19 protein-coding genes and 1 pseudogene are annotated in these 18,622 nt (G+C 46.9%); 8 read left to right on the plus strand and 12 right to left on the minus strand.

Annotation, left to right across the window (positions count from 1 at the left end; genetic code table 11):
* The first annotated feature begins 109 nt into the window (after positions 1–109).
* From ACX0G9_RS16620 to ACX0G9_RS16630, 3 genes are all read left to right on the plus strand, one after another.
* Positions 110–952, plus strand: coding sequence for an MBL fold metallo-hydrolase (locus ACX0G9_RS16620; RefSeq protein WP_459066062.1), 843 nt, complete (start codon positions 110–112; stop codon positions 950–952).
* Positions 953–1,086: 134 nt separating this feature from the next.
* Positions 1,087–1,533: a DoxX family protein gene (locus ACX0G9_RS16625; protein WP_459066063.1), complete on the plus strand. Its 447-nt coding sequence runs from the start codon at positions 1,087–1,089 to the stop codon at positions 1,531–1,533.
* A gap of 65 nt (positions 1,534–1,598) precedes the next feature.
* The gene (locus ACX0G9_RS16630) at positions 1,599–2,048 is read left to right on the plus strand and encodes a carboxymuconolactone decarboxylase family protein (RefSeq protein ID WP_459066064.1); all 450 of its coding nucleotides are present in this window, start codon (positions 1,599–1,601) and stop codon (positions 2,046–2,048) included.
* A gap of 29 nt (positions 2,049–2,077) precedes the next feature.
* Here the strand turns inward: ACX0G9_RS16630 and ACX0G9_RS16635 are convergent, their stop codons facing one another.
* Entirely contained in the window at positions 2,078–4,744 is a 2,667-nt protein-coding gene (locus tag ACX0G9_RS16635) for a glycosyl hydrolase family 28-related protein (RefSeq protein ID WP_459066065.1), read from the minus strand.
* A gap of 151 nt (positions 4,745–4,895) precedes the next feature.
* On the minus strand, positions 4,896–5,102 hold the full coding sequence (locus ACX0G9_RS16640) for a hypothetical protein (RefSeq protein ID WP_459066066.1): 207 nt from the start codon (positions 5,100–5,102) through the stop codon (positions 4,896–4,898).
* Between the two features lie 92 nt (positions 5,103–5,194).
* On the opposite strand from ACX0G9_RS16640, the gene ACX0G9_RS16645 reads away from it, so the two are divergent.
* Positions 5,195–5,869 carry a DUF4242 domain-containing protein gene (locus ACX0G9_RS16645; RefSeq protein ID WP_459066067.1) on the plus strand — a complete coding sequence of 225 codons (675 nt, stop codon included), beginning with the start codon at positions 5,195–5,197 and terminating at the stop codon, positions 5,867–5,869.
* On the opposite strand, the gene ACX0G9_RS16650 is transcribed toward ACX0G9_RS16645, so the two are convergent.
* The 6 genes and pseudogenes from ACX0G9_RS16650 to ACX0G9_RS16675 form a co-directional block, all read right to left on the minus strand.
* Positions 5,866–6,210, minus strand: coding sequence for a cytochrome P460 family protein (locus ACX0G9_RS16650; protein WP_459066117.1), 345 nt, complete (start codon positions 6,208–6,210; stop codon positions 5,866–5,868). The genes ACX0G9_RS16645 and ACX0G9_RS16650 overlap by 4 nt on opposite strands.
* Positions 6,211–6,243: 33 nt before the next feature.
* A pseudogene (locus ACX0G9_RS16655) lies at positions 6,244–6,434 on the minus strand (cytochrome P460 family protein); the annotation flags it as partial.
* Entirely contained in the window at positions 6,421–6,753 is a 333-nt protein-coding gene (locus ACX0G9_RS16660; protein WP_459066068.1) for a heme-binding domain-containing protein, read from the minus strand. The pseudogene ACX0G9_RS16655 and the gene ACX0G9_RS16660, both read right to left, overlap by 14 nt.
* Before the next feature lie 80 nt (positions 6,754–6,833).
* A complete protein-coding gene (locus ACX0G9_RS16665; protein ID WP_459066069.1) occupies positions 6,834–7,517 on the minus strand; it encodes an START domain-containing protein in 684 nt (227 codons plus the stop codon).
* A gap of 206 nt (positions 7,518–7,723) precedes the next feature.
* Positions 7,724–8,008 carry a hypothetical protein gene (locus tag ACX0G9_RS16670; RefSeq protein ID WP_459066070.1) on the minus strand — a complete coding sequence of 95 codons (285 nt, stop codon included), beginning with the start codon at positions 8,006–8,008 and terminating at the stop codon, positions 7,724–7,726.
* Positions 8,009–8,038: 30 nt separating this feature from the next.
* On the minus strand, positions 8,039–8,449 hold the full coding sequence (locus ACX0G9_RS16675; RefSeq protein ID WP_459066071.1) for a globin domain-containing protein: 411 nt from the start codon (positions 8,447–8,449) through the stop codon (positions 8,039–8,041).
* Positions 8,450–8,666: 217 nt separating this feature from the next.
* Here ACX0G9_RS16675 and ACX0G9_RS16680 point away from each other — a divergent pair, with 217 nt between their 5' ends.
* From ACX0G9_RS16680 to ACX0G9_RS16695, 4 genes are read left to right on the plus strand one after another with little or no spacing between them, the layout of a single operon-like run.
* The gene (locus tag ACX0G9_RS16680; protein ID WP_459066072.1) at positions 8,667–9,683 is read left to right on the plus strand and encodes an NAD-dependent epimerase/dehydratase family protein; all 1,017 of its coding nucleotides are present in this window, start codon (positions 8,667–8,669) and stop codon (positions 9,681–9,683) included.
* A 9-nt stretch (positions 9,684–9,692) separates the two neighbouring features.
* The gene (locus ACX0G9_RS16685; RefSeq protein WP_459066073.1) at positions 9,693–10,784 is read left to right on the plus strand and encodes a dihydrodipicolinate synthase family protein; all 1,092 of its coding nucleotides are present in this window, start codon (positions 9,693–9,695) and stop codon (positions 10,782–10,784) included.
* A gap of 37 nt (positions 10,785–10,821) precedes the next feature.
* Positions 10,822–12,027, plus strand: a complete 1,206-nt coding sequence (locus tag ACX0G9_RS16690; protein ID WP_459066074.1) for an MFS transporter — start codon at positions 10,822–10,824, stop codon at positions 12,025–12,027.
* Entirely contained in the window at positions 12,024–12,965 is a 942-nt protein-coding gene (locus ACX0G9_RS16695; protein WP_459066075.1) for a GNAT family N-acetyltransferase, read from the plus strand. The genes ACX0G9_RS16690 and ACX0G9_RS16695 overlap by 4 nt, the downstream gene beginning before the upstream one ends.
* Positions 12,966–13,016: 51 nt before the next feature.
* Here ACX0G9_RS16695 and ACX0G9_RS16700 read toward each other — a convergent pair whose 3' ends face one another.
* The 4 genes from ACX0G9_RS16700 to ACX0G9_RS16715 all read right to left on the minus strand — a co-directional run bounded on the left by ACX0G9_RS16700 (position 13,017) and on the right by ACX0G9_RS16715 (position 18,598).
* Positions 13,017–14,198, minus strand: a complete 1,182-nt coding sequence (locus ACX0G9_RS16700; protein ID WP_459066076.1) for a hypothetical protein — start codon at positions 14,196–14,198, stop codon at positions 13,017–13,019.
* Between the two features lie 128 nt (positions 14,199–14,326).
* Positions 14,327–16,132 (minus strand): DUF4082 domain-containing protein, encoded by a 1,806-nt coding sequence (locus ACX0G9_RS16705; protein ID WP_459066077.1) that lies wholly within the window; start codon positions 16,130–16,132, stop codon positions 14,327–14,329.
* A gap of 150 nt (positions 16,133–16,282) precedes the next feature.
* Positions 16,283–17,425 (minus strand): M24 family metallopeptidase, encoded by a 1,143-nt coding sequence (locus tag ACX0G9_RS16710; RefSeq protein WP_459066078.1) that lies wholly within the window; start codon positions 17,423–17,425, stop codon positions 16,283–16,285.
* A 48-nt stretch (positions 17,426–17,473) separates the two neighbouring features.
* A complete protein-coding gene (locus ACX0G9_RS16715) occupies positions 17,474–18,598 on the minus strand; it encodes a mandelate racemase/muconate lactonizing enzyme family protein (protein ID WP_459066079.1) in 1,125 nt (374 codons plus the stop codon).
* Between the last annotated feature and the right edge of the window lie 24 nt (positions 18,599–18,622).

The raw sequence follows: 18,622 nt of genomic DNA on the forward strand, positions 1-18,622 counted from the left end.
GGATGGACAAGACCTTTGCCCTTCCTGGTAAATATTACATGGTTTTCCGGGTATTCTCTATTCTCTGCTTGCCGGGGAAACCGGAAATTGCATTCAAAATCATACTAACATGAACCAACCTGAAATGGGCCAAAAGGATAAGAATCATCCAACATCCGGAACGGATAATATCAAAGTTTGTACGACATGCGGCACCCAATTCCCTGCAGGTGATAATCCGAAAATATGCAGCATCTGCGCAGATGACCGGCAATACATTCCTGAAGGCGGTCAAGGCTGGACCACACCCGGTGCCATAACAAAAAGACATAGCGTCCGTATTCTTGCCTTATCTGAACAGGTTTACGATCTTATGATCACCCCCACTTTTGGGATCGGGCAGCGGGCATTATTGGTAACTTCGGAAAAGGGCAATATCTTATGGGATTGTATCCCTTTGCTCAATGAACCCACCATAGAATTTATCCGGTCGAAAGGAGGGCTGCAGGCAATCGCTTTTTCCCATCCCCATTATTACAGCAATATGAACGATTGGGCCGAAGTTTTCGATTGTCCCATTTATATTCATCAGGACGACGAACCCTGGATCGTGAATAAAGGTAAACAGATCAGCCTTTGGAAAGGCGGGGAAAAAGAGCTGTGGGATGGAATGAAACTCATCCATGTGGGTGGGCATTTTCCCGGCAGTGCTATTCTGCAAGTACCCTTTCTTTCCGCCGAAGGCAGTATTTTTTGCGGTGACACGCTGGTACTCTCTCCCAGTAAAAAACATCTGTCCGTCATGTATAGTTATCCCAACCGCATACCGCTGCCGCTTCACGAAGTCAAACGCATCAAAAAACTGCTGGGAACCATTTCCTTCGACACCTATTATGGTTATGAAAGTACCCAGAATGTGTATGGCAAGGTAAAAGAGATCCTGGAAGAGTCCTTTAAACGGTATTTCGCCTGAGAATCAATCTCCCTTCCTGATTTTCCAGCGAATCATTAGTTGAGTCCAGACCGAAATATTACATGTTTTTCCGGACTTTCTCTATTCTTTCCCCGCCGTTGCCGGCCTAATTTTGAAGGATAAAAAATAATAAAATGTCTGTCAGTAATAATTTCAAATGGCCCTCCCTGTTCTTGCGGCTTGCCATAAGCGTTCCTTATTTATGGTTCGTAGCCGATCGTCTTGGCTTTTTAGGCAAGAACGGCAGCCCACATGTCGGCTGGGGTGACTGGCTCCATTTTATGATCTACGCCCGCCAAACCATGAGCTTTTTGCCGGGTTCCCTTATACCTGTTTTTGCGGCCCTGGCAACCCTGGGGGAATTCCTTTTCGGAATCCTCCTGCTGACTGGCCTTTTTACCCGGGCGGCAGCCCTGGGGAGCGGAATACTTAGCCTGCTTTTTGCCTTATCCATGGCTGTTTCCTTTGGCATAGAATCACCATTGGGATATTCCGTGTTCACGGTGAGTGCTGCCAGCTTCCTGCTCGCTTCTCTTCCCGAATATCAATGGAGTATCGATAATTATTTAGGTAGAAAATAGAGGGATGAAGAACAAAAACGATCAAAAATTTGTACAATCCATAACTAAACAAATAAAAAAATATCATGAGCACCAGAATCAATTTTAAAACCGTTCAACCTGCAGCCTACGAGGCCATGAATGGGCTGGACAAATTTGTAAACGAATCCTCCATTGATAAAATGCATCGGGAGTTTATTAAGATCAGGGCCTCACAACTTAACGGATGCGCTTATTGCGTAGACTCCCATAGCCACGATGCGCTGAAACTGGGGGAATCCCTGCAACGGATCCTCCTGGTAAGCGCCTGGAAGGAGGCGGGAAGTATTTTCTCCGAGGAAGAACGGCTGATTTTTCAGATGACCGAAGAGATCACCCTGATCCATCAACAGGGGTTGACCGAACCCACTTATGAAAAAGCTATTGCCCTTTTTGGCGAGCCAAAAACAGCCCAACTTATCATGGCCATCATTACGATCAATGCCTGGAACCGGATTGGCGTGGCTACGCATATGCAGCCGGCAAAAAGGAAGTAACCTGTAAAGCACCGACATTCGAATTTACCTTATATTGCATTTAGAATGGCGGTAATGGTGGTTGTGCCTCCGCTTCCGGTAATGCCGCTAAAATATGCGGTAAAGGCGGTATCACAGAATTTAAGATATGGAATGATATTCGATACATTAGCCGCTAATATCAACCCGGCGCTGATATCAGTTCCTCCTACCGTTGTTCCGGCAGTAAGCGTAAAGGCGGTCGTCGATTTTACGACGAATCCCTGCAACAAATAGCCCGCCGGAGCAACAAGGGAAAAATTAGTTGTGCCGGAACTCTTAATGGTAGGATCAACTTCATTCCATTGTGCCTGTCTGGTCTCTCCCCCTCCAATTGCGGCTGCATTCAAAAATCCTTCCCTTGTCACCAGATATCGTTTTTCGATTCCAGGAATTTCGGAAACAAAAATCTCGCTGCGAATCGTTAACAGGGTATTACTTGGGAAAGCATTAACACTGGCTCCCGGACTACCTTTTAAGGTTTTTTTTACTTCTCCGAGACTGAGATAAGCTCCTTTTTGACTAAGATTAGGCGCTTGGTCCAGCGTGATCGTCCGGGTCCCGGAGTTATAAGCTATAATTTTGGCTATATTTTGGTAATACCCGGTAAATGCAAAATTGACAATAAACGGGAATTCTATCAGCGTACCGACAATCCTCGTTGTATCTACTCCATATTTATCAAACACCACATTAGTGATCGAAGTGCTGTTGGCGGTTATGTCACCCAAAAATGCTCCAAAATAGGCCTTAGGATATACACAGGCCAATACATAACTATTCCCGCTGACAATTCCTGGCGGGATATAGTTGATTGTAATCTGATTTGTGGTGAAATTAATGGTTCCCACTATGCCAACAATACCATTATCCTTTTCTACTACAATGTTACCCAACTGAAATTTATTGATATGAATAGCTCCTACCGTCACAACTGCATTTCTGTTGGCATCAATATTTATTTGGAACTGCCCAGTATTGTTATATACTGTTGCCCAATATTCCAGGGTAGGGCTTTGGCCTCCGTCAATTTCCAATGTTTCCCAGCGCCCGGATCCATATTGAACGACATCGGTTGTTTTTACCTTGCCGTAAATGAGTTCGCCCTCAAAGAAGGTAGGCTGAATAAACATCTCTTGTTGCATTCCCAGATTGACGGCTCCAACTATACAATTTGTAAATACGGAAATACCGTATTGATTTTGATTGCTGACCAATTCTGAAGGGCAATAAGGAGTGGCTTCGAATGAACAATTTTGAAAATAGTGGCGCCCTTTTATTGATACTGGCAAGCCTGTGTTGTACATCCGCAGCATACAATTAAAAAACAGGGTATTGAAACCATCAATGTGATAATCATATAAGCCTGATTCCGTTTCTGGAATTGCAAAATTAATAACACCATTACAGATGGAAGACTGCAAATTCGATCCTATAAATCCAATCTTTCCCAGTTTTTCTGCATAAATTTTTTCAAAATGAGATGGAAAATACCCCGCACCATTGTTATAGACGAATTGATTTACGTTTCCGGCTAAATTTACCAGCTCGCAAAACCAGTTTCCAGGAGTTCTTGCACCATATAATCCAGTTGCAAAAACAGTATGGGTATTTGACCAGCACATAATATCATAAAATTTGCAGGATTTTTCCTGGGGCTGCCCACCGGATATCGCTACTTTACAATTCCCAAACCTGACCTTTTCAATGGCCGTAAATTCCGCATTACTGGTAAACGGATTGGGTGAAGAACATATCCCCACTACAAAATTGAATATCATGCAATTTTTAATGGAAATAGCGGTACTACCATTATTACTTCCGCGATCACCGCTATACCAATCCGTAAAACCTGGATAGGCATTTGCCATCCCTCCCGGAAGAGGCAAATCCTGCCCATTGGTAAACGGATCGATTACGATACCCGAATAGGGTGAATATCGATTATCACGGGACACCCCATCCGTAAATTGATCCAGGGTAAGGGAATACCATGAATACTCAACAGGACCGGTAACAGCCGGAGGTTCGAATTTGCCTAAAATATTCAGGTTGGCTATTTCACAGTTTTCTCCCTGCTGTATTCCTATAGCAAAGGTGTCTCTAAAATTAGTATAAATCCGGCTGCCATTGCCGCTTTGAGAGAAATCCGTTTCTCCCTGAAGTCTGATAGAAACCTGTTGATATATTGCCGACCGGCGAACTCCTATCGATTTATAGAGAATAATCGGACTAAAGATCAAATAACTTCCCTGCGGAAAAAAGATCGTTTTTATCTTATTTTGATTGGCGATAACCGTATCGATTGTTTTCTGAATGACCGGCTGATCATCTCCCGAATCATCTCCTCTGGCTCCGTACCAAAGAACAGAAAACATCTCTCCGGCAATTTTGCAATTGGTTAGGGTAATGGTGATATCAAAAAGTTTTTGGCGGTAACCTGCGTCAATAATGTGATTGTCAATAGTACCTGCCCCTGTAAAATAATTACCGGAGTAATATAGTATGGTTTTTCCATTGGCATTAACAGTAGTTGAAATATATACGGCTCCACCTACATCCAGTATTAATCCTGTGTAACTGGGGTTTAGGAGCAATGCATTGATAGCCGGCGCCTGATCGATAGTACCTCCTAGCGCTATTCCGCTGGCTTGGGCTGAAACATAAGAAGATGGCATAGAAACTGGTTTATTTAGATAAACTAAATTTAATAGCTTTCAAGTATGTGAAAACGTTATATTTTGTTTGTTTAACAAAAATTTAATGTAAACCTCAGGCGATTGATTTATTTAATTCGTGGCGGAGAGAATAAAATTTTGCGGGAAACCCTTACTTGAAAGCAAACGTATAATATACCTGCCAATTATCTGTCCTGAAAGGGGCGACAGGCAAACTTTCCGTATTACACAGGTCGCCTGGCAGCCAATCCTTAAATCCATAGCGTACAGCGACAGGTGCCTTTACGCTATCACATTCTACGGAGATCCCCTTAACGGTGATCCTGATCCTTACCGGAAAAATGCCAGGAACTGCCATTGGGAAGTTGGAGGAGCATGGACTCGTAACAGCTATATACTTTCGCACCTGAAAAGAGGAATCTCATTTCATCATTCTTAAATCAATTTATCATGAAGGTTTTTTTAGTGTTGATCCTGCTTGTTGCTGTCAACCTTTATTCGTCCCACATTTTTGCCCAAACGGCTAAAACACAAACTGCTAAAATAGATACGGAAACCGGTAAAACAGTTGCATCTTCCAATTCAACTGCAGCTCCTAAATATTTGTATTTGGATGTCCATCACCTGGAGCCGGGAAAGGTAACTTATGAAGGGGTTGCAATGGCGCACGCCAAAGATCTGGCTACCCAACATAAATATGGCGCAAATTTCCTCAAATTCTGGGTGGATGAACCCGGAGGAACAGTTTATTGCCTTGTATCCGCAGCCGATTCGCAATCCATCCGCAAAACACACGGAGAAGCACATGGGCTTATGCCTGATCAGATCTTTTTGGTGACAGGAGGTCAGGATGCTCTGGCTAACAATGGAAAGGATTTTTACCTGGACATTCATGAATTGGGTGCGGGAAATGTTACGGCGAAAGATGGAGCCGCTACACATCAAAAGGATCTGGCAGTGCAGTCAAAGTATGGAGTGAACTTTGTTAATTACTGGGTGGATGAAAAAGAAGGCCGCGTATATTGTTTGGCGCAGGCATCGGATTCTTCAGACATTATCAAAGCCCATAAAGAAGCACACGGACTGATCCCCGTGTCAATCGTAAAAGTCAAACAGGGTAATTAGGGCATCACTGAAGGTTTTTGACTTACGACGTTGGCTACATGTATTTCTTCGATAGATTTAATTGCCGCAGGAATATTGGCGCCGAAATAATGTTTGTCTGCCTTTTGAAACCAGGTAACCAGGGACAGGACCGATCCGGGGGGGTAGGCTACCGTTGTCCCTGCCCTGGCGGCAGACACCGCCAAATCATTCCCATAAAGGGTGGACATGGTTTGATCGCGTTTGTTAACGGAGGTATTGATCACCTTCCATTCGAAAAGATTAACAGGCGGGGATTTTTCCTTTTTTGTTTTTTCACTGAGATCCAGCGGTATCGTAAATACAAAATCGTTTTCCTTCATCGGCTGATGGCAATTCACGCACTCGGTGGTAAAAAGGGCGGTCTTACCATAAGGCACTAACTCCAGACCCTTCACCCACCGGGCAAAACCCCATCCGGCCAGGGATTGGTCTGCTGATGGCTGATCGCCTTCACGGCTATATCGTTGCCCACGATCAGCCGGAGGGAACCATTATCAAATCTTTCTGTAGTACTGATGGCTGTCCAGTTCTTATAATCCGGCAAGAAATCGATTCCGTTCAGGCTGGGCTTTGGTCAGGCTGTCCCAGTTCGAAAAATTAAGCACAGCTCTTCCCTCTTTTATATGACCGGTAACCAACCAATTGGCGGGAGTTATCTGATCGAACCAGGCCAGTTTGGTTTGATTCGAATGACAATCATAACAAGCTTGTCGAAGAATCTGTTTTATTTCATCCGGGGCCTGCAAATCCGCTGTTACCGGCGGGTTATCCAGCCTGGGCCTGATGAATTGTAGGGCTCCGAAGACCAGCAATAACAAGAGGAGTATCCGGGGCCATTTCGTTTTAAAGAAAGGTGTCGCCATATATTTCCTGTTATAATTTGCTAACAAAGATGAACATAAAAATCTTAGCCAGGGTAATTTTTCTGCCAACGGCCTAAACGCTAGTTTACAATGAAGGGAAGACGAGCCTGTGTATAAACAGGTTTTTGCAGGTGTACCTTTAATTTTTTGAAGGATTCATAAGGCCCTTTAGTGGCAAACATATTGATCAGCCAGGCCGGAACATTCCCCCCCGGATCTACACGTAGTGTATATTCTACTTTAACCCGGTTTCCTGCAATAGGCGTGATTATCCATTTTCCTTCTGATCGCAATACCCGTACAATGTCTTTTTTTTCGGGGATATAATCCGGAATGGTAGGACCGTAGATGGTAACAACCTTGGTACCGGGATCCTGGACTGCTTTAAGATGGGCGATAAAATCGCGGTTGCTGACTGGCCAGGGAACGCTTACTTCCGAATAATAATACAATTCCGATGGGGAAACTTGTTTTAACAGAATAGAGGACTTGGTGCTGTATTCCCATTCCGTTCCGGTATTTACGTCCAGGATAACGGCGACAAACTGGCTAAGCGTTGCGGTCAGGGTGCATTCCACTTTAACGGCATTAAACCGGGAATCCGGTAATGTCCGCGTATAGATAGCAATGCCTTCCTTATCGGCCTTTAATTTCCAGTTCTCCTTTACGTTTGCCTGCCCATTCCCTTGTCCAAATCCCTGAAAATAAAGCCCTGCCAACAACAGTCCATAAAAAATAGCCCTTCCGATAGCACTTCCAGTCATAGGCAACAAAATAAATATTTATTTACGTACCGGCAACCCTGATCAGATCCATTTATCACAATTAGATCTGTTTCTCCTTAAAAACTAATAGTTTATAACTTTTAAGGGATGCTGCCGGCTGGTAAACAAACTGTGCCTTGAAAAGTTGTCGGAAATGAACGCTTTCTTTATTATTCCGGGCCTTATCCCGGCCTAATGGCCGTCCATTAATTCCATTTTGGATTGGTTATAAGAAGGATCAGAAAAAAGGCGGCAAACAAAAAAGACGGAATGGCAAGCATCAGCAATACTCCTTTTGCTGCAAGCGGATGCTGATGACCATGCAGCCACCAACTGCCACCTAATATACCTATACAGGCGGCGACAATCAGGAACCAAAGACCCGCATTACGCTCGCCAACCGAACCATCCGTCAGACCGGTTATGAAAAACCCGAGAATGATGATTACGACAAGCGCATCAAAGGCCAGTAAAAACCTGAAAAATGTCATATGCTTTGGGGTTATGGGGTTGAAAAGGGTTTAAGCGGCCTGGGCCACTTCATAGACCATGGAGCGAAGGGTGAAATAGAATGATTGCCAGGCCCGCACCGTTTGCCTGTCCCAGGATGAACCCAGTCTTTTTTCCACCGCCCATAAAAGGGAGGTGCCTATAGCGGAATAATGCATGGCCCTCAGCCCTTCGGGTACGAAGGTATCGGCAATATGCGTAACCTCATAGATCGATTCTTCCAGGACTTCCAGTTTGTTGATCAACCTTCCGGCTGTCTCCATTAATTTGGAGGTTTGCAGTGAAACGGGACTGCGGAATATCGCCCTCGTTTCGGGGGATAAGGAGAAAAGGCGGTCGTAAAAAAGGATGCCCAGCATCAGTGGTTCTTCCCCCGCCGTTTGCCAGGAATTTCTTACGAGTTTTATTTGCCTTCTGGTCATGATGGATTGTTTTTTTGGTTATGTGTGTATTCTGGTTAAGGAAGGTAAAATTCGGATACTAAACCGAAATTTTTACAGGGAATCGAGCCAACGGTAGCAATTATCTATTGAATTGAGGAGTTTGGCCGTTCAACGGTTTGCCCATTACCAAAAAAGGTAAGGATTGGCCGGTATCGGGTAAAAGGCCGCCTGTTCCAGAAGGTAAATTTGCCTTACCATGAAGCCCATAGAAATAGCCTATCATCAATTGTTAGCCCCGTCCGATGCCCTTCTCCATGACATGACCAATACGGAAGGAGATATTATAATCCTGGGAGCCGGGGGCAAAATGGGTCCTTCCCTGGCCAGACTTGCCCGCCAGGCCATTGATCAGTCCGGGATCAAAAAAAAGGTGATCGCCGTCTCCCGTTTCTCCGAGCCTGGCTTAGTAATGGATCTGGAGGAATCAGGTATTCAAACCATTAGCGCCGATCTTTTGGATGACCGGCAGCTTCAGTCTCTTCCCGATGTTAAGAACGTACTTTATCTGGCTGGTACCAAGTTTGGCACTACCGGTAAAGAATCCTTCACCTGGGCGATGAATGCTTATTTGCCTGGACGCGTCGCAGACAAATACAGGGATTCCAATATCGTGGTTTTTTCAACAGGGAATGTATATCCGTTTACGCCCGTAGTAGCGGGTGGAGCATCGGAAGCCAGTCCGCCTGAGCCTCTGGGAGAATACGCGCAGTCCTGCCTGGGCAGGGAGCGCATTTTTCAATACCAATCTTCCAGATACGACACACCCCTGCTGATCTACCGGTTGAATTATGCCAATGATCTCAGCTATGGCGTATTACTGGAAATCGCTAAGTCCGTAAACGCAGGTAAACCCATCGATTTGAAAATGGGAAATGTAAATGTGATCTGGCAGGGGGATGCCAATGAGATAGCACTTCGCTCCTTACTTCATTGCTCCGTCCCTCCGAAAATTCTAAATGTTACCGGTCCGGAAATTTTATCTGTCCGGTGGATTGCAGAACAATTTGGAATGTTATTCGGGAAAAATCCCGTTTTTGTTCAGGAAGAACAGGCTACCGCACTCCTGAGCAATGCATCTGAATGTACCCGTCTTTTTGGTTATCCCCGGGTACCTCCAAAAAAAATAATTGAACTGCTCGCCGAATGGCTGGAAGCAGGAGGCAAAACTATAAATAAAGAAACCCATTTCCAGGAAAGAACCGGGAAATACTAATCCGTACCCATGAACAATCAAACAGCAACCCGTCTACCAGGGGACGGCGGAATCAAAGAGCTGCTAATGCAGGGAACCGTTATACCGGCGCACCCACTCGCACTTAATCAGGATCTGAGCCTGAACGAAACCCGTCAGCGTTTGCTCACCCGGTATTACCTGGCGAGCGGTTCAGGGGGAATTGCCGTAGGAGTACATACGACGCAATTCGAAATCCGAAAACCGGAATTCAATCTGCTGGAAAAAGTTTTCCGGCTGGCAGCCGAAGAAATAGACCAGGCCAGACCGGGAAGACCCTTTATCAAAGTGGCGGGTATCTGCGGCCCCACCGGACAAGCGATTGCCGAGGCCAGGCTGGCCGCAGACTATGGATATCACCTGGGCCTGGTAAGTATGGGTGGATTAAGGGATTATTCCGAGCAGGATCTTATCGAGCGGACAAGAGCAGTTGCGAAGATCATTCCTGTTTTTGGGTTTTATCTGCAGCCTGCTGTAGGCGGCCGTCTGTTAAGTTATGATTTCTGGCGGGCCATGGCAGAGATCCCCAACGTACAAGCCATTAAAGTAGCTGCCTTTAATAGATATCATACCCTGGACGTGGTCCGCGCTGTATGTGATTCTTCCCGGCGCGATGATATTGCCTTATATACCGGTAACGATGATAATATCGTGGCCGACTTGCTGACGCCTTACCGTTTTGTGGTAAAAGGAGAAACCGTTGAAAAAAGATTTGTCGGCGGCCTGCTGGGACATTGGGCAGTATGGACCCAAAAAGTAGTATCCCTTTTTGCAGGTATCAAACAATGTATCGCCAATGATTATGAGAACACAGAAAAATGGTTACAGGCCGGAACCGAAGTGACAGATATGAATGCGGTGATCTTCGATGTCAAACATTCCTTTAGGGGCTGCATCGCAGGCATTCATGAAATACTGAGAAGACAGGGATTGCTGGAAGGCTTATGGTGTTTGGATCCTGCCGAAAAATTATCGGAAGGCCAAACCGAAGAGATCGACCGGATACTAAATGCATATCCTCAATATTTGGATGACGATTTTGTAAAGGCCTTCCTGGAGGGGAGTCCTAAGGGGTTCAAATAAGATCAGGCCGGAACAAAGGAAACCGGGCAAATATACCATGACAAGAAAAAAAACCAAAACAACCAGACTGGATTCCGGGCAATATGTCGTTAGCGCAACTGCTTTTTTCAGCCTCTTCTCCCTCGTGGGTATTATGTTCTACGGGCTTCCATTTTTTTATGATTTCTGGGTGAAGGACTTTGGATGGTCCAGAGCTACAGTCACCTCCGGAAATGCCTTTGGAAAGGTCATTGTCGGTCTGTTCGGGTTTGGTGCGGGATGGCTGATCGATCGTTTCGGCCCACGCCGGCTGCTCCTGTCCGGGATCCTGTTAAGCGGCGTTTCGCTGATGGCTTTAAGCAGGATGAATTCGTTGCCCCAATTTTATTTTTTTTATATACTCAGCGCGCTGGGTTACATGTGCGGCGGCCCTTTACCCAACCAGGTACTGATTTCCCGATGGTTTGCCAGCGCCAGGGGAAAGATGATGGGCCTTGCGTATATCGGAATTGGTATCGGCGGTATGCTGGTTCCACAGATTGCAAAAAAACTTTGTCTGGCTTTCGGCTGGCGTGAGGCGCTTTTTATCCTGGGTTTGCTGATCATCCTTATCGCCTTCCCAATAGCCTGGTTTGTCCGTGACAATCCGGAAAGGCTGCAGGAAAAGGAACCCGGCAGATTGCCGGCCCTGGGCACCATTTTAAAAAGCAGGTCATTCTATTTGCTGCTGACAGGAAGCATGTGTGCTATCGGAGCCGTAAGCGGAACTATCCAAAATCTGAAATTGTATTTCAGTCTTGATCTGAAATTCACGCAGGAGCATGCTGCCAATATTTTATCCCTGATCCTTTTGTCCAGTATCCTGGGTCGTCTTCTGATGGGCTGGCTGGCGGACCAGGTCCCGAAGAAATTTGTGATGATACTGATATCTCTTATCGTCGCAGCCTCCATCCTCCTTCTTTATTTTGTTTCCATTCCCTGGATCATTTATCTTTTTTCTTTTCTTTTTGGCATCGGGCTGGGCGGGGATTACATGATCATTCCCTTAATGGCTGCCGAATTATTCGGCGTAAAGGTTATGGGCCGTATCATGGGGCTTATTCTCGCAGCAGATGGATTTGCAGATGCCCTGGCGCCAACCCTGGTGGGCTGGTTACGCGACCGGCTGGGAAGTTATACCAACGGGTTCGCAGCCATGATCCTGTTTGCCGCTATGGGAATAATAGCCGTAAGCGGGTTACCCCGCAAAACTGCCAGGTCATGATCCGTTTGCGTATCATGAAACCGGAAGATATTCCTGCGGGTCTGTACCTCTGCCGCGCCAATCACTGGAATCAACTTGCCCGTGACTGGGAACTGTTCTTACAACTCGGCCCTGAAGACTGCCGGGTTGCCATAAAGGAAGGACCGGAAAACCAGGAAGACGGGGAAGATAAGGGTGGCCTTGAAAAAAACATCGTAGGTACGGTTACTACTCTTCGTTACCAGGACGCCTTTAGCTGGATCGGTATGGTACTCGTCGATCCGGTCTGTCAACGGCAGGGGATCGGCAAACAGTTACTCCGCGAAGCATTGCAGCTCTTAAGCCGGGAAGAAACCATAAAGCTGGACGCTACTCCTGCGGGTCGGGAAGTCTATCTAAAACTTGGTTTCAGGGATGAATACCCGCTGAGCAGGATGCAGGCTTATATTAAGGCCGAAAATCAGCCCCAAAAACGATTGTCGGAGAGAACCAGTATAAGACAGGGATACCATATCAGGCCAATACACAGAATCAGGCCGGTACAAAAAAATGATCTGCCCGCTATAGCCACCTTTGACCGGGCTATTTTTGGCGCTGACCGGCAAGCTCTTTTGGAATGGATGCAGACCGGAGCGCCTCATCTGGCTTTCCTGGCGGAAGAAAAGAACGAAATACAAGGTTATTGCCTGGGGCGTTATGGTCATACATTTACCCAGCTGGGGCCGGTCATTGCTGACAATGCAACCATTGCACAGGAGCTTGTTTCGGCAGCGCTTCCCCATTGCACCGGGCAATCGGTTATCCTCGATATTCCCCTCCATGATCCGCAATGGTCAACCTGGATGACCGCTGCCGGTTTTTCGCAGCAGCGGCCTTTTATCCGGATGTTCAGAGGTAACAATTCCTTTCCTGGTATGCCTGAAAAACAATTTGCCATTGCAGGCCCGGAATTCGGCTGATTACCAGGCAATCAGCCAGAACCCTTCCAGGGTCTGCTGATCGGTCTCTGGTCAGGGCAGCACTTTTCCGCTCCATCTCCACACTTCACCTCCGTAAAAATTACGCGCGTCCACAAAGCCATTGGGAAGATGCGGCATGCCGGCAGGCACATCGCCGGAGGGTGCAGTAGCCGGGTTGGTTACATGTTCTCCATTGGGTGCCCAGGCATTCGTACTGTCCCAGTAAATGACCGTAGGATTGGCAAGTGCATATGTTTTATTATAGGTCACGTTCATGGAATTAAAATCGCATTCGCGGCCCCATTTACTGGAATCCCCGAAAAAGTTGCCGGTATAACGCACATTTTTGATATAGGTCCCAACCCCTTGGTTGAACCAGCGGGTAAGCACCGGCGAAGTTCCGCCATCAATATAATTATCCTGGATGACAACCGGGTTCCCTGTGGTGCAATTACCAAAGTCCGTGGTGATATTGACACAGGACTGATCTGTATTGGTTGCGATCTCCAGACGGGAACGCAGCACCAGGATATTGTCTGAGGAATAGATCTCCATCCCGTCGGGATGTGTGCCACCTCCGCCTGTAGGAGAAGAGATAAAACATTCCGAAACGGAAGATCCGGAAGAACGATACTGGTGAATGCCGATATTATTACCGCACCCCTGCAAACGGCAACGGTAAAGCGTAAAAGAAGCTCCGGTCGTGGAGGGATTGGCATCGCCGCGTTCGCCAAACTGGGCGTTGCAGGTCTCGAAATTGCCTTGTGGTCCGCGCAGACCCGGATCAAAATCACACCAGTTGCAGATCACTGAACCGGCAGCGGCTCCTCCGTTATATTGCTGAAGCTGCGCCGATGCTTCGGGCGGAGCATAAGTGAATGAACAAAATTCGAAGGTGACTTTTCCTCCGGTAACCAGGACCTTTCCGGTAAATTGTTTGTTACGGATAGTTTGCGTGGTAGAATAGGTTTTGTTGCCGCTGACGGCAGTCAGGGTCGGGTTATAGTTGACGATATTAGCGGCTGCAGCACCGGCGCGTCCCACATTCGCTGCCGTAATCTGCTGTCCATGTATAACGGGGATAACTCCACCCGGACCATTGGGTAAGGGATTTCCTCCGGGAAATGGCAATTCATTCTTACATCCGGCGACGTTGATGCCTGTGCAGACCAGGAAAAGGGCAGCCGCTGCTAAAAATGATTTGGGCCGTTGAAGGCTATAGATTTTATCCATAAAAAAATAGTCATTGTTTTGGTGAAATGATGCAAAATGAAATGATGTAAAATAGAGGCTGCCCTGTCTAAAACCAGGGCAGCCTCACTAAAAACAAAACGAACATTGTTTTATTCAACCTTCCGGTTTTAGTATTCAGAGGTAGAGGTAGAATCATTTGGTTTGAGATACTGACCGGAATAGGGTCCGTCAGACCATTTGTTGTTCGACCAGGCGTTACCCCCCGTCTTGTAATTCGGCAGGGAAAGGCTGGTATTGACATAGACTGCCGGAGAATGATCCTTGTCCGGAGCCCCATAGGTCCATTTCCAGCGGTTGCCGGTAACCTTCATATTGGTAACGGGTTGTCCCAGCGGAGCATGTAAGCCGATACCGGTACTGTCCAGAATAATATAGTTATCCTTTATCGTTATATGATCGTAGCCGGAATAACCGACCTGGGAACCGTCGGTATACATGGCGATAAGACCGGAGAAAGAACCGTACGGATCGGGCGCATGGAACTGAAGATGGTTACGGGAAAAGTTCAGATAACGCTGTCCGCCCCAGGTCTGAATGCCATCAACATGTTCACCGGTCGAACTTGGGTCGGCAAATATCCAAGACTCAGTTACCGTGATATTATCCGCATACACATTTTCCAATCCGCTATGGGGGAAATAACAACGGTGGACGATGGCTTCGACTGGTTGTTCTCCGTCTTTCCGTCCGTTCGTATTGAATAATGTCAACTGACTGTAAAGAGCGGCTCCACCTCCTCCGGCGATGATCGAATTACGATATATGACTCCACCCTTGCAACCGCGAAGGACCAGCCAGCCGGAATAGACGGTGATCTGGGAACTTATGTCAGCCGCTTGCAGCACTACCGTTCCTGCAGGGAACCAGAAACCATCGATCGTCTCTCCACCCGCGGCAACGGTGCGGGCCAGGCTGCCCCATCCGGAAAGCGCGGTACCATAGAATGATCCGCCGGCAACGGTGGTGAATGAACTGATGGATATACCGGCTGGCCCAACCAGCGAAGTGGTCAGTTGTGACCCCTGTGTGATGGTTCCCGGATTGGTGGTGGTAAAATCGGCAAGATTGCTGGCAGTAGAGCGGTTACCGAAGGCATCCCTGGCAACTACCCAAAAACTATAGGGCGCGGCCGCGTTCAGATGAGGGATCGATTTGGTGGTGGCAGTGGTAGTATCGATCAGAAGGCCGTTTCGGTATATTTCATACCCGGTGACCGCGATGTTATCCGTAGAAGCCGTCCAGGTCAGTGTGACACTGCTGCTGGTTATACTGGATGCCGTCAGGCTGCCCGGAGCCGAAGGAGGGGTCGGATCGTCATTAGTGGGTACAAATACAATATCCCGGAAATAATTATTCCCGTTATACGTGTTGGTGGGGAAAGTACCAACTGAATAGGTATAAACGCCATTGTTATCGGCGATACTGCTCAGAGGGCCATTACTAATGACGGCGCCCAGCCCATAAGCCTTTGCCGCGTATTTGGTATTGGAATTTACGGAAACCACAAAGGTATCGGCTGAAACAGAAAAGGGAGTAGGCAGGGTAACGATCTGCCAGCCCGAGTCAATATCAGAAGAAAGGGGAAAGGAAATGGAATCCAGGAGTGACCCGGTCTTCGACCACAGGCTTGCCTTATGCGACCCTGTTTCACCGGGCAGTCTGAAGAACCTGAACTTGGTAATTGTACCGGGTACCAGGATTTTAAATTTCATCCCCAATTCCAGAGGACTTTCAGACACGTTCAGATCGGGAACCTGCGTGGTCAATACCGTATAGGTTCCGTCAAGCGACAGGGTATGTAACCCACCACCACTGCCGGACCGAAGCAAATCTCTTTTGCAACCCAGTACCCAGCATCCAGCGAGTAAAAAAATTATAGCTGTTCTGCTATAAAAACTGTTAATCTTTTTCATAAATAATAGTTGATAATTAAAGGTTTTTAAAATCGTGTTTGTTGTGGTTTTTTTGTTGTGGTTTTTTTTCGTGAGGTAGGGGCAATAGAATACCCTACCAATAAATTGGCTTTTTTTTTGAAGAAATATATTATAGGGTTTATTGTATGATTAACCGCTCAAACGGTCAGGTTGATTATCCTGTGTAAAACAATGTTTAAATTGGGTAAGAATTTCAGATCCTGTCTCTGTTACGAGCACAAGGTGCTCCAATCGTATTCCATAATCTTTCTTATAAATGGCAGGTTCCAGCGCAATGATCATGTCCGGTACCAAAACGGTTTTATTATGGGCCACAATCCGGGGCTCTTCATGATATAATACGCCTACCCCATGACCACCATGATGAGGATAGTCCCCGGTAAGCCCGCGCATTCTGGCATCTATTTCCAAAGCCTTTATTCCCGGACGGATTGCCTCGATGCCTGTAGCCAGGGCCTCTTTTACCCTTTCAAAATCTTTATTCCTGACGGCATCCGGCTGTCCGACCGACAGGGTGCTGCAGGAGTCGCCCCAATAACCATCCAGACAAACGGTCAGATCGGTCAGCAGCAAATCTCCCTTGTCCAATAACTTATTCGTCGGACCGCCGCCTCCGGAAGATGTCCTGGCTCCGCTGATAAAGTCTGCCATCAGGGGTACCCTCTTGCCGGCAGCTGCCTCCATTTCTGCACGAACAAGCGCAAACAAGTTCAGCTCGCTTATCCCCGGCCTCGCGTTTTTCAATACAGCGGTCTGCCCGATATCACACAGTGTGGCTGCTGCACGGATCCCTTCTATCTCATCTCTGTCCTTGACCGCACGGATCCTGGCGATATCGGATCCGATATCCACCCATCCTATTTTTTGAAATTCATGGCCCAGGGTTTGGCCGATAATAAAAGGCAAAGAATTAGCCTCGATACCGATATGGCCATCCCAAAGCTTATGGCTGGTAATCAGTTTATGGAGGATACTCAGGAATTGTTTGGTAAAATCAAGGGGCTTGGTATACACGTAACTTGAACTGTGAAGGATAACCATGTCGGAATCCAATCCGTGCGCCTGATCCAGTTCATTATCGGCAAGGATAAGAAATCCTCCCTTCCCCGGTATGACGAGTAAAGCCGAAGGCAAAAGATGAAAGGGGGAAGGCCCGGTCTCGAAATTATAAAAATAGCCGCTGAAATAATTTACCGAGGCAGGAGAGGTTACCAGGAAAGCATCCAGTTTCTTTGATTTAGCGATCTTGTTAAGTTTGTCAATTCGTCTCATTAGCCTTTTGTTATCGTCGTTATTCTTAACCTTTTTTTTCGGTTCGGCTTATTTGTCCATCCTGACCCCATATTTTCGGATCACTTCCTGGTTTAATTCAATTCCTAATCCCGGGGTTTGCGGGACGTCCACGAATCCATCTTTTTGTACAAAGGGTTTACTTAATAATTCTTTACGGATAGCCGACGAGGTGACTGAGAACTCCAAAAAGGGAGCATGCGGTACAGACGCGATCAAATGGATGGAGGCTGCAACAAGCACTCCCGTCTTGAACGCATGGGGAACGCAAAGGATATTACTATCCTCGGCCAGCATGGCAATTTTTTTTGCTTCGGTCAGTCCTCCGCAACGCGACATATCGGGCTGAATCACATCCACATGGGTTTCCAGGATCAGGCGTTCAAAGGCCCTTCTCCCACTTTCTTCCTCGCCCGTGGCAATACGCAGTGTCGTCGATTCGGCCAGCCTTTTATACCCCTGGTAATCTTCGGCAGGCAGGGGTTCTTCCAGCCAATAAATATTAAGCTGTTCCAGGGCCTTAGCCACATAGATGGCCTGCTTGAGCCGGTAACGTTTGCCGATATCGATCATCAGCTCCACCTTATCCCCGGCAGCCTTCCTCGCCGTTCTGACCAGATCGATATCCAATTCGGTATTAAAACCCAAGGGGCCCCATCCGAACTTAATAGCTGTGAACCCTTGTGCGACATAGGTATCCACCGCCTTTTTTACCTCGTCCTTCGTGGACGGCATCAGCGCACTTGCATAGGCCCTCACTTTATCCGTATAGCTGCCCCCCAATAATTTATGTACAGGTTTTCCCGTTGCCTTACCCATTATATCCCAGATGGCCATGTCAATGCCGCTCATCACATGCATGACCGGGCCGCTGCGGCCATAATAATAGGTTTTATCCCACATATCCCTCCAGATCTGTTCGTAGTCAAAAGGGTCCGCACCCACTACAACTTCCCGCAGACCATAACAGGTCCCGTGAGACATATACGCATCAACAACCGCCTTTCCGACATAGGGAGCTGTATCTACTTCTCCATATCCCGTGATTCCTTCGTCCGTTTCGACAATAATGATAAGGTCGTCTTGTGTTCCATCCGCCTCACTGGATATCTCCGGTAGTTTCAGCACGATGGCCTGAACATTTGTTATTTTCATTTGGTAATTTTCAGTTTATATTTT

This window comes from Flavitalea flava, assembly GCF_054461575.1.